This window comes from Aliiglaciecola lipolytica E3 (assembly GCF_000314975.1).
Taxonomy (GTDB): Bacteria; Pseudomonadota; Gammaproteobacteria; order Enterobacterales; family Alteromonadaceae; genus Aliiglaciecola; species Aliiglaciecola lipolytica.
The window spans coordinates 96,340-111,110 of sequence record NZ_BAEN01000023.1 but is presented as its reverse complement, the minus strand read 5'-3'; the positions used below and the strand labels follow the sequence as shown (position 1 = coordinate 111,110).

Genomic DNA, 14,771 nt, shown 5'->3' with positions numbered 1-14,771 from the left:
GCCATAAAACGTAAAAGGATCCTAAATGCGAAAAGTTGTCTCATTTTTAGTTCTTATCTGCAGTACTTATGTATTCGCGAACCCAATCATTGACGAAAAATATGGGCCGAAAACCTTCCCAGACCAAGAAAAATGGACCGCTGTTGTTGCGGCATATGCACCGGAAATTGAAGCTATTGACCAAGCTTTTGAAAAGTTAGAAGGGGCGCAGATTGAACAAACTCTAACGATTAAGGGGGTAAAATATCAACTAGGCCATTTTAAGGGAGAACCTATCGTTATTTTTACCACCGGTATCAGTGTTCCTAATGCTGCAATGACCATGCAGATGGCATTGGACTATTTTCCAATCGATCGCGTTGTGATGATGGGTATTGCTGGCGGCGTTAATCCAGTATTTCAACCCGGCGATATTGCCGTTCCTGAACGATGGTATTTCCATGATGAGTCGGTCTATGTCAATCCGAACTCTGAAAAACCAGACGAATATGTGTTGCCAGATTATTACGAGAATGCATTAAAGCGCTATGAGCAAAGGCGTGAAGATGATCCTAATGCACCGGCCTATGAAAATTTTGGGTTTGTTCATCCAGAAGAAATGTCCGTTATTAAACAAGGTTGGGAAGAACCAAAGCAAATGCCTTATTTCACTGTTACGCCCGAATTGATTGAGCTGACCCAAAAAGCATTATCTACAATAGACCCGATCAAGATGCCATCTGGGCAAGCAATTAATATTAAAGTTGGTGGAAATGGTGTAACCGGTTCAGTGTTTTTAGACAATGCTGAATATCGTCAATGGCAACAAAGAGTTTATCAGGCTCAAGTAGCAGAAATGGAATCCGCTGCAATTGGGCAAGTTTGTTTTGTAAATGAAGTAGATTGGATTGTGATCCGTTCAATAAGTGATTTGGCCGGTGGACAACAGGGTAAAAACGAAGAGAATGTGTTTGACGCCATTGCTTCTGGAACCGGTGCCCAGTTGTTGATTGGTTTACTCGAACAAATAGTTCAGGTTCAAACTCAATAAAATAAATAGCAATTCAATATCGAATTGCTATTTAAACCTCAAAATTCATTGATTCAACTTTCAAATTTTAACTCCAACCTATAGCTGCACAACCACACAATTGAGAATGGTTCTTATTATTGTTTACATTAAGATTTCTTTTCTGTAATATCCCGAGCGTTCAAATTTATAATCACACACACATAGGAATACGATGAAAAATTGGATTGATACACGTTCAGCGGCAATTATTGCTATAGCAAGTTGTCACCAAGGACTATTTGCTGAAGAAATACAAGAGCCAGGTTTAGAAAGAATGGTTGTTACTGCAGCAGGTTTCGAACAAAAACTAACCGAAGCCCCTGCCAGTATTTCGATTATCACTAACGAAGATCTTAAAACCCGGATGTATACCTCAATTCTCGATGCTGTTAAATATCAGGAAGGTGTTGATATCGGAACAAGCCGCGACAAGACAGGCCAAGGCTCAGTCAGTATGCGTGGCCTAACTGGTGAGTACACACTTATTCTTATTAATGGTATTCGTCAAAATAACCATGGTGATATTTATCCGAATAATTTCGGTGGAAATGCGTTTAATCACATACCACCTGTTGATTCAATTGAACGAATTGAGGTAATTCGTGGGCCAGCTTCAACACTTTACGGAGCCGACGCGCTAGGTGGTGTAATTAATGTCATCACCAAAAAACACACTGACAATTGGTCGGGTGCTATTACATTTGGCCGCAGTCTTCAAACTGATGATGACTTTGGTGACGATATCACCACAGATTTCAGCGTTACCGGTCCACTAATTCCTGGCGTACTTAGTGTTGGCTTGCGCGGCAGTGTATATGAACAACTCGCATCTTCTCCTGAGTTTGAACCCGCTACCGATCCGAATGGCGAAGTACATTATCGTTCACTTGGGTTTGGAAGTGGTGGTAAAACGGTAGACAATACCAATAAACAGTTTGGATTTTCAATCAATTATAGCCCTGCAGAAACACAACACATCCGTTTTGACTTTGATGTTTCCAACCAAGTTTATGATAACACTCCGTCCTACGATATACAGACGGGTGAAATTACCTATCCACTTGGTACTAAAGACAATATTGAGTCTGTATGGCGCACCAGTGGTGGTGCAGTAAACCCGCGTGTAGGTTATGCCGCAGATCAAGAGTTTAATCGCACATGGTGGTCGTTATCACATGAAGGCAAGTGGGATTTCGGTACCAGCAATGTTTCATTATCTTATGTAGATACAGAAAACAACGGGCGTACGTTACCCTTTTCAGTTGCTGAGCGAGTACTATTGCAACAAATGTACGATGGTACAGGTATTTACGCTGATATGACTGAAGATGAACGTAAAAACTTAGCCGAAGAGACGTTTCTACCGCGTCCTGAGCGTCCTCTTGCAAGTAGCCAATATACACTTGATGTAAAAGTTGACATACCTATCAATAACCTAGCTGGCGAACACGTATTTATAGTCGGTGGGCAGGTAATAGACGGTGAATTGGAAGACGGTGTATTTGGACTTGAAGATGGTGACGCTGGTGGTGTTCAAGAGCAAAAAATGCATTCATTATTTGCTGAAGACAATTGGATGATTACTGATTACTTTACGTTAACAGCTGGTATCCGCTACGACAATCATGACGTATTTGGAAGTCAAACATCTCCACGTCTTTATGCGGTTTATAATCTTGCTGACAACTGGACCGTAAAAGGTGGAGTAAGTACTGGTTACAAAACCCCGCAGACGACCGATTTATATGATGGTATTACAGGTTTTGGTGGACAGGGAACTAGCCCATTTGCCGGCAACCCAGATCTAAAACCAGAAACCAGTGTAAATAGTGAAATCGCCTTATACTGGAGTTCTGATGTTAGCGAGCACAATTTTAACATCACTTATTTCCAAACCAATTTTGAAGATAAAATTGCTAGTGGTGACACTGTTTATAGCTGTGAAGCAACTGGTGGCGTTCGTCCTTGTGTTAATTTAGGTGAATATGACTCATTAGGATATTCAACTTATAGTCAAAAAGTGAATATTGATGAAGTCGAGTTACAAGGTATCGAAGTAGCCGGTAGTTACCAAATATCTCAAACTTTGTCATTTCGTGGAAACTATACATGGACAGACAGTGAGCAAAAAAGCGGTTCATCTGCTGGTCAACCTTTAACCAATACAGCGGAACATATGGCGAACTTGACCCTCAGTTGGCAAGCGACAGAAGTATTCAATCTATATTTACAAAGCGAAATACGTTCTGACAGATATCGTGGTTGGGATACAAATTTAGATAAAGCTCTTTACTACAAAAATTACCATTTGCTAAATTTAGGTGCTACTTATGAAATAAATGAGCATATCACCTTAAATGCAAGGGTTAACAACCTATTAGATACAGATTTCACCTCTTATAGTACTGACTATAATGACCTCAATGGTGACGGTGAATTCGAATATTTAACAGGTCGAGGAGCTGTTAGCGAAGTTGTATTCACCGATGACTACAACGTGAAAGACAAAGCACGAAACTTTTGGGTAGGCGTTAACCTTGCGTTCTAATTTCTCAATAATTTAAGCTTTTAATTAAAACAATAAAATGGGTTATGTTATGCGCGTCTCACTCGGTTCAATAAGGCAATGGCATTGGATAAGTGCCTCTGTTTGTATGGCAGGTATGTTGCTTTTTGCTGTGACTGGCATAACCCTTAATCACGCTGCAGATATTCCGGCTCAGCCGACAGTAAGAAGTATCGAAGAAAAGATACCTTCATCGCTGTTGCAACCCTGGTTAGTTGACGACTTACAACCGGCTTACCTGTCCGCGGAAATAGTCGCTTGGTTTTACCATGAACAACAAATCACTATTCCCAGACACTATCGGAGTGAGTGGGATGGTGATGAGTTATATGTTCCACTGCCCCGCCCGGGTGGAGATGCATGGTTAGCGATTGATAAGCAGACCGGAGAGTTTCTGTTTGAAGATACTGACCGAGGCTGGCTAGCGTATTTCAACGACTTACATAAAGGTCGCGATAGCGGCACAGTTTGGCGTTGGTTCATTGATATATTTGCAGGTGGCTGTATTGTTTTCAGTATTACTGGCTTAATTTTATTGTGGCGTCAGTCTTCTCATCGACAGGCAACAGCACCACTAGCGGTATTAGGTATTTTAATTCCGCTGGTGATCATGCTGATGTTTATTCACTAAAGAGTAATTTTATGAAAATACCTAAGCGTTTTTTATTTGCTAGTGTTTTGTTTACTGCGCTTACCGCGAACGCAAATAGCAAAGAATTAGCATTAACGATCAATATCCCTCAGCTAAATGTTGCTGAGTACCATAGTCCATATTTAGCTGTTTGGGTAGAAAGCGAAGCTAGAAAATCGACCCAAATTGCAATCTGGTATGACGTAAATATGGCGGACAATGAAGGACAAGAATGGCTTAAGGATATTCGTCAATGGTGGCGTCGCGGTGGTCGCAGTCTTGAGTTGCCTTATGACGGATTAACATCTGCAACAAAAGGCCCTGGTAGTCACCAAATCAATATTGATCTTAATGCAGATAATCTAAAAGCACTCACACCTGGCAATTACAAATTACGTATTGAAGCAGCAAGAGAAGTAGGCGGTCGGGAGCTGATTGAACTGCCTTTAACGCTGCCATTAGATACATCCATTTTGCCAATTTCTAAAAGCGGCAAATCTGAACTAGGTGAAATTAGCTTAAGTTTGCTGAACAAAGAATTATAAATTACCGGAGCAATAACATGAAAACCATAAATTTAATAAAATTAACCGCTGCGGGCATATTAACTGCTACGCTCGCTATGCAAGCGCAAGCACACAGAGCATGGATTCTGCCTAGTTCTACAGTTTTATCAGGTGATTCACCCTATGTGACATTTGATGCAGCCATATCAAATACGTTATTTTTCCCTGACCATTTCGCAATGAACCTTGATAGTGTTAAGGCATTCGGTCCAAACGGTGAAGCTGTAGAGTTACTTAACCCCGCGAAAGGGAAATATCGCAGTACGTTTGACATCCAGTTGAAACAAGAAGGTACGTACAAATTAGCGACTAGTGGCGGTGGTTTACGAGCAATCTGGGAAGACGAAGATGGTAAGCGTAAAATGTGGCCAGGTCGTGGACAATCCGCTCCTGATTCAGATTTCGCTACTGCTGTCCCCAAAAACGCCAATAAATTACGCGTCAGTCGCAGCTATCGTCGTATTGAAACGTTTGTGACATTAGGGGCGCCAACCAATGAAGTGTTTACGCCGACCAACCAAGGTTTAGAAATGGTCCCATTAACACATCCTAACGATTTATATGCAGGCGAAGAAGCTACATTTAAGCTATTAATTGACGGTAAACCAGCCAAAGGTGCGAAGATTGAAATTATTCCCGATGGTGTACGTTATCGAGATCAACAAAACGAAATAAAGCTAACTGCCAACGAAAAAGGCGAGTTTGTTGTTGCTTGGCCTACCGCGGGACGATATTTCTTAGAAGCAGAATATGAAGATGATCAAGTTGCAGCTCCTGCCACTAAACGCAGTGGAAGCTACGCCGTAACATTTGAAGTCTTACCTATGTAATTTGGGTTATTATTTTGTACGAAACACCCCGTGTCATTTTTGCAATATTATTAACGCTGTTATGGTTGCTTTGGTGTGTTGGTCTTTATGTGCGTCATAGGCGCACTCGACCTAAACTCAACAAAGCGGCCTCGACATTAATTGCGTATGCTAGTCAAAGTGGCGCTGCTGCAGCATTGGCGACACAGAAAGCACAGCAGCTTGGCTCTAGCGACAAAGTAAACTTATTGCCTTTAGACCGGGTTTGTCAGCAAATTTTGCGCACGACTAAGCAAGCCCACTTCGTTGTAAGTACCTATGGAAATGGTGAACCACCGGATAATGGGCAGCGTTTTTACCACGCGATACAATCTAAAAAGCTAGCCGTCGATTTGTCACACATGCGTTATTCAGTTACCGCGTTGGGTGACAGCAACTATGCACATTTCTGTGCTTTTGGGCACAATTTGCACCGCAGTTTGGCTAAATTAGGCGCACAGTCAGAATCTGAAGTTGTTGAACTCGACAGTCAAAAAAGCACACCAGTGCAATCGGAGCACGCTACTACAGAGTATTTCAGTTGGCGATTAGTTGAACGCACACGCCTAAACCCAAACAGTCTGAACGCTCCCCTTTTTCTACTTACATTTAACAGCGAAACTGAAATTCCAAAGTGGCGAGCTGGCGATGTCGTTTCGGTACAACCTTGTAACAGTGAAAAACATATTGGAAGCTGGTTAGAGAAGCATCAGGTTAATGGAGATGTAACGCTAAATAAAGGTGATAAGGCAATCTCACTCAAGCAACATTTACGCTCTCATGAGTTACCCAATCAGCCGCCAGAGGGAGATTTAACGCATTGGTTAAAAACACTCTCACCCTTGCCCCATCGTGATTACTCAATTGCATCGGCACAACACGAAAATCAGTTAAAACTGATTGTACGATTACAAACCCATGCAAATGGCCAACCGGGTATAGGTTCAGGTTGGTTAACGCAATTTAGTGAAATTAACGACATTACGCGCGGGAAAGTCCGCGCCAATAGTCGTTGTCATATCGACAATGCAACTCGCCCTCTGCTTCTAATTGGAGCAGGAAGTGGATTAGCGGGATTGCGAGCGCAATTAGCTGAACGTTCACTTATGAATAATGCTGGTAAGGTTTGGGTTATTTATGGGGAACGTCATCCGGTTACGGACACCATGCTAAATAATGAATTAATGGGATGGCGAAACCAAGGAGTTATTACAGATATTGATTTTGCCTATTCACAGCACCCAGAGTCCCCGAAATATGTGCAAGATGTGTTGCAAGCAAATAACAAAAAACTTAAGGCTATGATTCACCAAGGAGCCGACATCTACATTTGTGGCAATAAAACAGGGATGGGAGACAGCGTGCACCAAGCATTTATTAAATTCTTGGGGCAGGATAATGTCTCCGCTTTATTAGCAAATGGTCGTTATCGTCGCGATTTATATTAATTCGAATTATTTTAAATGGGTTGGCAGTTTCGGATTTTAATCAGAAAACTGCCTAATCATGACACCTAATGTTTCTTTTGCATCACCAAAAATCATCCGACAATTGGGCTTAAAGAACAACGGATTATCGACTCCGGCAAAACCAGACGCCATTCCACGTTTCAATACAAAGACGTTTTTCGCTAAATCTGCATTGATAACGGGCATGCCATAAATGGGGCTGCCTTTCATTTCTCTAGCGGCAGGATTAACCACATCATTTGCGCCAATCACCAAGGCAACATCGAAGTTTTCAATCCGTTTATTGATTTCTTCCATCTCAAATAGCTGCTCATAAGAAACGTCTGCTTCAGCTAATAACACGTTCATATGACCTGGCATACGGCCTGCCACCGGATGAATAGCGTAAGCCACTTCAGCACCGTTTTCCTCTAGCAACACCTGCAACTCTTTCATAGCATGCTGAGCTTGCGCTACCGCCATTCCATAGCCTGGGATGACAACAACAGATTGCGCTGCCTCCAATACATAGTAGGCATCATCTGCTGACAAGGGTTTTACTTCACCTTCGATTACCATGTTGGATTCAACAACAGGCATAAAACCACTAAACAACACATTGGATAACGAGCGGTTCATTGCCTTACACATAATGCTGGTTAAAATGATCCCACTGGCTCCAACTAAAGAACCTGCAACAATCAGAATATTGTTTTGCAGAGCAAATCCAGCGGCACAGGCGGCTAAACCTGAATAGCTATTGAGCAGTGAGATAACCACAGGCATGTCAGCGCCACCGATTGGCAATACCAACATGATCCCAAACAACAACGCTAAGCCCATTAAGGTATACAAGACAATGCTAAAACTAGGTGAAAACTCAGGACTAGCTACAAATAAATAGCCACAAAACACAATGGTTGTGACCAATAATAAATTAAACGTCACTTGACCTTTAAATGTAACCGCTCTGCCGCTAATACGCTCACTTAATTTTGCCCAAGCGACCAAACTACCTGAAAAAGTAACTGCGCCAATCAACAAAGCAAGAAACGTAACTAGCATCACAAAACCCGATAAGTACGTACCTGCCTCCAAAGTAGACCATGCCACGAATACACTGGCGAGCCCGCCAATACCATTTAGCAATGAAACTAACTCAGGCATAGCAGTCATGGCGACCAAGCGTGCAGCAAAAAAGCCCACGATCGTACCGGCAATAATTGCGATAGCTATCCATTCAAAGCTGATGATATTTTTATCAAATAAAGTCACCACAATGGCCAACAACATCCCCACTGCAGATAACATATTTCCTTTTCTAGCTGTGGAAGGATGTCCTAAAAATTTCAACCCGAAAATAAACAAGGCAGCAGCCAGCACATACGTAAGATTAATGACCAACGCTGAAGTCGAAGTTGTTTCAATCATAATAATTTCCTTTACATCTTCAGGTCGAATTAACGTTTTTTCTTAAACATGGCTAACATGCGATCGGTGACTAAATAGCCTCCAACAACGTTTATTGTGGCTAAGAACACAGCAAAGGCACCGAGCATCCCAGCGTACTTTCCTAAACTATCGTCACCCGCCAAAGCTAACGCACCAACCAAAGTAATTCCGGATATCGCGTTAGCGCCGGACATTAATGGTGTGTGTAAAGTGGCAGGGACTTTCTGAATCAATTCGAAACCAACGAATATTGATAACAACAAAATAAATAATAAATACACCGCTTCCACTATGCTTTCTCCCGACTCTTGTCAGCTTCTTGATAAAAAGATTTAATCATTTGATTCGTTACTTCTCCTTGATGGGTAATGATGCAGCCGGACTGGATCTCATCCTCAATATCGATAACAAATTGCGTTTCTTCCTTTGACCAGAATTCACTGATTAAATTGAATAGATTATTCGCGTACATTTGAGTGGCATGTTTAGCCACGCCATTGGCCCAATTCCCTGTTCCCACTAGACTTACACCGTGTCTCAAAACAATTTCGCCAGCGACTGAACCGGCAACATTACCACCAGACTCCGCGGCCATATCGACAATCACGCTTCCCGGCTTCATCTTAGAAATGGTGGCATCATCGATAAGCAGAGGAGGTTTTCGCCCAAATAGCTGAGCTGTAGTAATGACGATATCTGAGTCGGCAATGCATTTAGCTTGCTCACGTTGTTGAATTTGCATTTGTTCAGGAGTTAAGGCTTGAGCATAACCTTGCCCTGTCTCTCCGGTTTGCCCCAAATCAATGTTCAGAAATTTAGCACCTAACGAATGAACCTGTTCTGCGACGACAGATCGTGTATCAAACGCCGTTACACTTGCCCCTAGACGTTTGGCTGTTGCAATGGCTTGCAATCCCGCTACGCCGGCCCCTATTACGAATACTTTTGCTGGCTTTAATGTTCCTGCTGGAGTCATCATCATAGGTAAAACCGCATCGAGTGTATTCACAGCTCGCATCACCATGACATACCCAGCCAAGCTAGCCTGAGAGCTTAACGCATCCATTTTTTGGCATCGGCTTATACGAGGAATCATTTCCATGCTGATGCTGGTGATATTGTGCTCACATAGCTGTTTTACAAAGCCTGTTTCATTAAAGGGATCTAGATAACTAATGATCATTGTGTTGGGTTTAAGCAGCTTAATATCTTCACTACTCAACTTATGCAAACTGACCACAATATCTGCTTTTTCTAATAACGCTTTGCGATCATCAACAACTTCAGCTCCTGCTTCTTGGTAATCACTATCCTGAATATCAACCCCCACTCCCATACCAGATTGCATACACACATTAGCCCCTAACAAAGCATAGGCTTTCACATTAACGGGTGTAACAGAACAGCGCCTTTCTCCTGCTTTAGTCTCAGCAGGAAAAGCAATTAGCGTCATAGAGCCTCCTAATCAAATTGTTTATTTTCACTACTATGCACGTATACAGTGCAAATTCATCATTCATATTATTTATAGAGAATATGGATTTAATAAACGGAATATAAAAATTTAACGAAGAAGAGTGTGGAATGCGGTCCTGAAAACGCAGTTAACCTTGCTTTATTTGTATACCAATATTGTGGCAACTCGCTGTGAAATCTTGGATATTTGACTCAGGAAGGGAGATCAACATGTTCACTTTTTGCGCATAGTCAACTGACATAATTTGGCCTTGATATTCACTTGTTAAGTGACGAACAAATTGTTCATGTTTAAAATCTACAAGCAAGTGCATTGGCAGTAATTCTACGTGATGTTCAGTGACTATTTTCTCCATCGCTGCTTGAGCAGCATTAGAATAAGCCCTGACTAAACCACCCGCACCGAGTTTAATCCCGCCAAAATAGCGGACTACAATCAACATAATGTCACCGACACCTTTGTGCTGAAGGACATTTAGAATCGGTTTCCCTGCCGTTCCACTGGGTTCCCCGTCATCAGACATAGCGGCACTATTCGGCGATTCAGGATCCCCTAACAAATATGCCCAACAGTGATGGCGAGCATCTGGATAAAGAGTTTTAACCTGCTCAAGTTGATCAAACGCTTGTTCCCGTGTAGATGCGGCACAGACGTACGCAATAAATTTGCTTTTCTTGACTTCAAGCGTCTCAAATGTGGTTTTTGCTGGAGTTGGATACGACATAGTGACGGAAGTATACCTTAATCTAATTAATCGAAAAATATTACTAGAGTCTTCATGATTGAAGTCGAATATTTAAAAATGGGTTAGTCATCGAAAGCGCTTTAATCGGAGTAAGCAATAACAAGCCTGTGACTAATAAGAGTGTAAAAATCGACGTTTTAATTACACATAAGGCATTCATTAGATAGCTCCTAAAAAGCATGATTCGACGACCAAGTTGAAAATTAAGTTACTGCTCAATAAATGTTCTAGTGGGATAAATGTAACTTTTTTTGATTTTTATCCAACTTGATTCGTGTAGCGTTTTGTAGCATTCAACTGAATTTGAAGAAGTTGAAAAGTGGTGAAAAAGTCCATAATCGTGACAAGTTGAAATTTTTGGTTAATATAATGAATGGAGTAATTATCGTATTATCAACGAGTTAATTTTTTAGCTTAGATGTTGATTGCGGCAAGTAATGCTTTTTGGAAGCAAACTAGTTTACACGGAGAAAGTGCTTTATGTTTCAGCTCAAAAAAATACTACTAATGTTAGTTATAGTCAGTTTTACCCCTCTACTACATGCGTTTGACTTTAAGGAGTGCAGTGACGAGTACTGTGTCAAAACCTTTAAAGCTTTTAAGAAATATGCAAAAAAAGGACATCCAAGTGCAATGGAAGCATTAGGAAATTTTTATATCACTGGCTATGGCACCAAAAAAAGCGAATCTAGTGCACTTAAGATGTACAAAAAAGCCGCCAAATGGAATCAAGCAACAGCGCAGTACAAAGTTGGACTGATGTATATTTCCGGTGCCGCAGGTGATGATCCCGATAGAGGTATTAGCTATTTAAAAAAGGCTGTGAAAAATGACGTATTCGAAGCGGCTTATGTTTTAGGTGTTGTTTATTTGGAAGGTAATATAGAAAAGCAAGACTATGAAGAAGCAAGGGAATGGCTTGAAATTGCTTCTGAACATAATATTGCAAAGGCTACCTACCTATTAGCTACTATGTACGATTCACAATTGTTCGGCGCTGAGCAACAAAATAAATCTATCCCGCTCTACAATAAAGCCGCTTATAAAGTCGAGGCGGCACGAGAGCGTCTTATCGCATTGAATCAACCTTTACCTCCGGGCACCGATGACAGTATTGAGCGAATTGTTGTCACTCCTCAAGATCTGCACGACTTTTTCATTGATCAATTACAGATACTGCAAAATACACCAGCCCCTAGAGTCGGGACGGGTAGCCGTATTTCCGGACAAACTTGTGAAAAGATGATGTCATGTAATTCATTGACCGGTGAAGATGCACGACGTATGCATACCGAAGTTCAAAGGGCGATTGGCATGATTATCGCCAGTAAATTCAGGATCGAATAACCTCATTTTCGTTTATATAGACGGGATAATCTCCCGTCTAATATTAAACATTTTATGTAGCGCGGGCTTTAGCCCGTTGAACTTAGCAGCAATATCTTCCATGGAATAAATTCGATGCTACATACTATTTGTTTATGACTGCTTCGACTTGCTTGCAAGTAGGCGGGTTACAGCCGATTGTCGCAACGTTCATTCCCGCTGCAATCGCACCATACTTTAATGCATCGACTAAAGTTTTTTCTGGTGCTTGCGTAGACATGGCATCATTTTTTAGCAATCGCGACAACAAAGCAGAAAAGAAAGTGTCACCGGCCCCAACCGTATCCCCAAAAACATCGGGTTTATGCACTGGTTGATGCAAATTATGTTTATCGGTAATTAAATGTGAGCCTCCCTCACCTAAGGTTAAAATCACCATACCATCCTGCATTCTGTCGAGCATGGATTTAGCGTAAAATTCAGGTTTGCCATATAGTCCTTTAAGCTCTAAATCCTCATCACTTACTTTAACGATGTCCGCAAACTCAACAAATCGCCAAATAGATGCCACATATTGATGATGATTTTCTTCAACGCCTTTACGCACATTTACATCAATGCTAATTTTCACACCACGCGATTTAAGCGTGGTAATCACTGGAATCAACACCTCTAGCATTTCAGGAACGATTGCCAATGATCCCGTGTGAAAAAGCTCAATATCATCGGGCAACATAGATAAAAGTTTTTCAGAGGTAATATCCAGATCAGCGACTGATTTTCGATACAAACGATAACTTGGTTTTCCGTCGTCTGCTTTATAAACTAGTGCCAGTGAAGTGTTTCTTGCAGAGCGATTGTCGGCGGGAACATTTATGCCCTCTTCTGCGACGGCATTAAATATTTTTTCTCCCAGATAATCTGTAGAGATTGGCGACAAATAAGTACATTCAATCCCCTGTTTAACAAACCCTCTTGCCACGTTAAACGGAGACCCGCCAACAAATGGATGATAACTTCCATCTTGTTGTTGAATCATATCAAACAAGGCTTCCCCAAATACTGCAACTCTAGACATAGTTACACTCCAAACTGTTAAATAAACTACCCCTTAGAATGCTAGAGCACTTCAGGGCATAAAATGCACTAACGTCTCATCATTAACATTAATTGCATATGATTTTTGACATTTGTATCGTTGTAAATTGCTTCAACATAGCCTTGATAGGCTTTAAGAAAACGTTGATTTTCTATCAATTTACCAAATATCGACGTAAGCCTCAAAAATGCGTCAGCATTATTAGCCGTCTGCGCCGCTGTATTGTGCAAACGTTCTGACATCGCATCTATAATATTCAAAGAATTCCCAAAGCGATCGACACCTTTATCACTGTAGTAACACCAAGCCGCCAAAACTAAAGAAGCACACTGTATATCACCATTTCGTTGTAAATTTTCAACTAACGTGGGGAGTAAAAATGTGGCTAATTTAGATGAGCTTTCAGAACAAATACGCGACAAACTATCTTTTATATTCGGATTAGCAAACCTTTCCAATAAAGTTTGTTTATATTGGGTCAAGTCGATGCCACTCACCTCAGGTAAAATGGGGGTTACTTCAGAATCCATAAATAACTGTAGAAACTGAGAAAAAACAGCATCTTGCATACTTTCATCGATGGTACCAAAACCATGAATAGAGCCTAAAATTCCCAGCACTGAATGTCCAGCGTTTAAGAGACGAATTTTCATGTTTTCGTAGGGAGTAACATCATCTACAAACTGTGCTCCTACAGTTTGCCATTGAGGTCTTCCCAGACTAAATTTATCTTCAATTATCCACTGATGAAATGGTTCACAGGTGACAGGCCACTGATCCGAAATTCCAAACTGGTCCTGCAGATACGCCACATCTTTTTCAGTCGTTGCAGGCGTTATACGATCCACCATCGCATTGGGAAACTGCACGTGAGCATCTATCCATTTCGCGAGTTCAGAATCGACTTTATGACAGTAGGCTAGTAGCATTTTCCGCGTCACGTCACCATTGTGCTGGATATTATCGCAAGACTGGACAGTGAATGCCGGAAGACCTCTTTCCATTCGCAGCTTAAGTGCAGCCGCCAAAAAACCGAAGACTAATCGAGGCTCAAGTGGATTTGCTAAATCATGAATTACATCTGGATTACTAAAATCAAATTCATTCGTCGCTGGATTAAAATTATAGCCGCCCTCGGTAATGGTTAGAGACACAATTTTGGTTTCAGCATCGGCCATTTTTTGAATTACCGCATTGGGCTCATCGCAGCCCAGCATAAAACCGGTTAAGCAGCCAATTACTTGATTCTCAATAGAGCCATTTGGGTGCTTTACAATTAATGTATAAAGATAGTCTTGGGCCTCAAGAATGGCTTGCATTTTACGATCAGAATCTCTTAATCCAACACCGCAAATTCCCCAATCTAAATCCCCACTTTGCTGGATATAAGCGTCAGTATAAAAGGCTTCATGAGAGCGGTGAAAGCCACCTACGCCAACATGTACAATGCCTGATTTTAACTTGCTACGATCATAAGTAGGCACAACAATACTTTTAGGTACTTGACTAAGTGTCTTATTAGCAAGACGAACGGTAGATTGCGTATTCATTTTCACTTCCTT

The 14,771-nt window shown here is 41.4% G+C and carries 13 protein-coding genes; 7 read left to right on the top strand and 6 right to left on the bottom strand.

The window, feature by feature from the left end; genetic code table 11:
- Positions 1-25: 25 nt before the first annotated feature.
- From GLIP_RS06035 to GLIP_RS06010, 6 genes are all read left to right on the top strand, one after another.
- Positions 26-1,030 (top strand): 5'-methylthioadenosine/S-adenosylhomocysteine nucleosidase family protein, encoded by a 1,005-nt coding sequence (locus GLIP_RS06035; protein ID WP_008843706.1) that lies wholly within the window; start codon positions 26-28, stop codon positions 1,028-1,030.
- 193 nt (positions 1,031-1,223) lie between these two features.
- On the top strand, positions 1,224-3,599 hold the full coding sequence (locus GLIP_RS06030; protein WP_008843705.1) for a TonB-dependent receptor domain-containing protein: 2,376 nt from the start codon (positions 1,224-1,226) through the stop codon (positions 3,597-3,599).
- A gap of 49 nt (positions 3,600-3,648) precedes the next feature.
- Positions 3,649-4,248, top strand: a complete 600-nt coding sequence (locus GLIP_RS06025) for a PepSY-associated TM helix domain-containing protein (RefSeq protein ID WP_040522067.1) — start codon at positions 3,649-3,651, stop codon at positions 4,246-4,248.
- Between the two features lie 11 nt (positions 4,249-4,259).
- Positions 4,260-4,793 carry a DUF2271 domain-containing protein gene (locus tag GLIP_RS06020; protein ID WP_040522065.1) on the top strand — a complete coding sequence of 178 codons (534 nt, stop codon included), beginning with the start codon at positions 4,260-4,262 and terminating at the stop codon, positions 4,791-4,793.
- A gap of 17 nt (positions 4,794-4,810) precedes the next feature.
- Complete coding sequence (locus GLIP_RS06015; protein WP_008843704.1) at positions 4,811-5,644, top strand: DUF4198 domain-containing protein; 834 nt, start codon at positions 4,811-4,813, stop codon at positions 5,642-5,644.
- A 14-nt stretch (positions 5,645-5,658) separates the two neighbouring features.
- Positions 5,659-7,110: an NADPH cytochrome P450 oxidoreductase family protein gene (locus GLIP_RS06010; protein WP_008843703.1), complete on the top strand. Its 1,452-nt coding sequence runs from the start codon at positions 5,659-5,661 to the stop codon at positions 7,108-7,110.
- Between the two features lie 36 nt (positions 7,111-7,146).
- Here GLIP_RS06010 and GLIP_RS06005 read toward each other — a convergent pair whose 3' ends face one another.
- The 4 genes from GLIP_RS06005 to GLIP_RS05990 all read right to left on the bottom strand — a co-directional run bounded on the left by GLIP_RS06005 (position 7,147) and on the right by GLIP_RS05990 (position 10,763).
- On the bottom strand, positions 7,147-8,541 hold the full coding sequence (locus GLIP_RS06005) for an NAD(P)(+) transhydrogenase (Re/Si-specific) subunit beta (RefSeq protein ID WP_008843702.1): 1,395 nt from the start codon (positions 8,539-8,541) through the stop codon (positions 7,147-7,149).
- A gap of 29 nt (positions 8,542-8,570) precedes the next feature.
- Positions 8,571-8,852, bottom strand: coding sequence for an NAD(P) transhydrogenase subunit alpha (locus tag GLIP_RS06000; protein WP_008843701.1), 282 nt, complete (start codon positions 8,850-8,852; stop codon positions 8,571-8,573).
- Complete coding sequence (locus GLIP_RS05995; RefSeq protein ID WP_008843700.1) at positions 8,852-10,015, bottom strand: NAD(P) transhydrogenase subunit alpha; 1,164 nt, start codon at positions 10,013-10,015, stop codon at positions 8,852-8,854. The genes GLIP_RS06000 and GLIP_RS05995 overlap by 1 nt, the downstream gene beginning before the upstream one ends.
- Before the next feature lie 151 nt (positions 10,016-10,166).
- A complete protein-coding gene (locus GLIP_RS05990; protein WP_008843699.1) occupies positions 10,167-10,763 on the bottom strand; it encodes a YigZ family protein in 597 nt (198 codons plus the stop codon).
- A 501-nt stretch (positions 10,764-11,264) separates the two neighbouring features.
- Here GLIP_RS05990 and GLIP_RS05985 point away from each other — a divergent pair.
- Positions 11,265-12,131 carry a tetratricopeptide repeat protein gene (locus GLIP_RS05985; protein WP_008843697.1) on the top strand — a complete coding sequence of 289 codons (867 nt, stop codon included), beginning with the start codon at positions 11,265-11,267 and terminating at the stop codon, positions 12,129-12,131.
- 124 nt (positions 12,132-12,255) lie between these two features.
- Here GLIP_RS05985 and GLIP_RS05980 read toward each other — a convergent pair whose 3' ends face one another.
- Positions 12,256-13,188, bottom strand: a complete 933-nt coding sequence (locus GLIP_RS05980; protein WP_008843696.1) for a carbohydrate kinase family protein — start codon at positions 13,186-13,188, stop codon at positions 12,256-12,258.
- 68 nt (positions 13,189-13,256) lie between these two features.
- A complete protein-coding gene (locus GLIP_RS05975; protein ID WP_008843695.1) occupies positions 13,257-14,759 on the bottom strand; it encodes a mannitol dehydrogenase family protein in 1,503 nt (500 codons plus the stop codon).
- Positions 14,760-14,771 lie beyond the last annotated feature (12 nt).

Coding starts and splice junctions, on each gene's coding strand:
- GLIP_RS06035 (WP_008843706.1), top strand. CDS start 26: ATGCGAAAAGTTGTCTCATTTTTAGTTCTTATCTGCAGTACTTATGTA.
- GLIP_RS06030 (WP_008843705.1), top strand. CDS start 1,224: ATGAAAAATTGGATTGATACACGTTCAGCGGCAATTATTGCTATAGCA.
- GLIP_RS06025 (WP_040522067.1), top strand. CDS start 3,649: ATGCGCGTCTCACTCGGTTCAATAAGGCAATGGCATTGGATAAGTGCC.
- GLIP_RS06020 (WP_040522065.1), top strand. CDS start 4,260: ATGAAAATACCTAAGCGTTTTTTATTTGCTAGTGTTTTGTTTACTGCG.
- GLIP_RS06015 (WP_008843704.1), top strand. CDS start 4,811: ATGAAAACCATAAATTTAATAAAATTAACCGCTGCGGGCATATTAACT.
- GLIP_RS06005 (WP_008843702.1), bottom strand. CDS start 8,541: ATGATTGAAACAACTTCGACTTCAGCGTTGGTCATTAATCTTACGTAT.
- GLIP_RS05995 (WP_008843700.1), bottom strand. CDS start 10,015: ATGACGCTAATTGCTTTTCCTGCTGAGACTAAAGCAGGAGAAAGGCGC.
- GLIP_RS05990 (WP_008843699.1), bottom strand. CDS start 10,763: ATGTCGTATCCAACTCCAGCAAAAACCACATTTGAGACGCTTGAAGTC.
- GLIP_RS05985 (WP_008843697.1), top strand. CDS start 11,265: ATGTTTCAGCTCAAAAAAATACTACTAATGTTAGTTATAGTCAGTTTT.
- GLIP_RS05980 (WP_008843696.1), bottom strand. CDS start 13,188: ATGTCTAGAGTTGCAGTATTTGGGGAAGCCTTGTTTGATATGATTCAA.
- GLIP_RS05975 (WP_008843695.1), bottom strand. CDS start 14,759: ATGAATACGCAATCTACCGTTCGTCTTGCTAATAAGACACTTAGTCAA.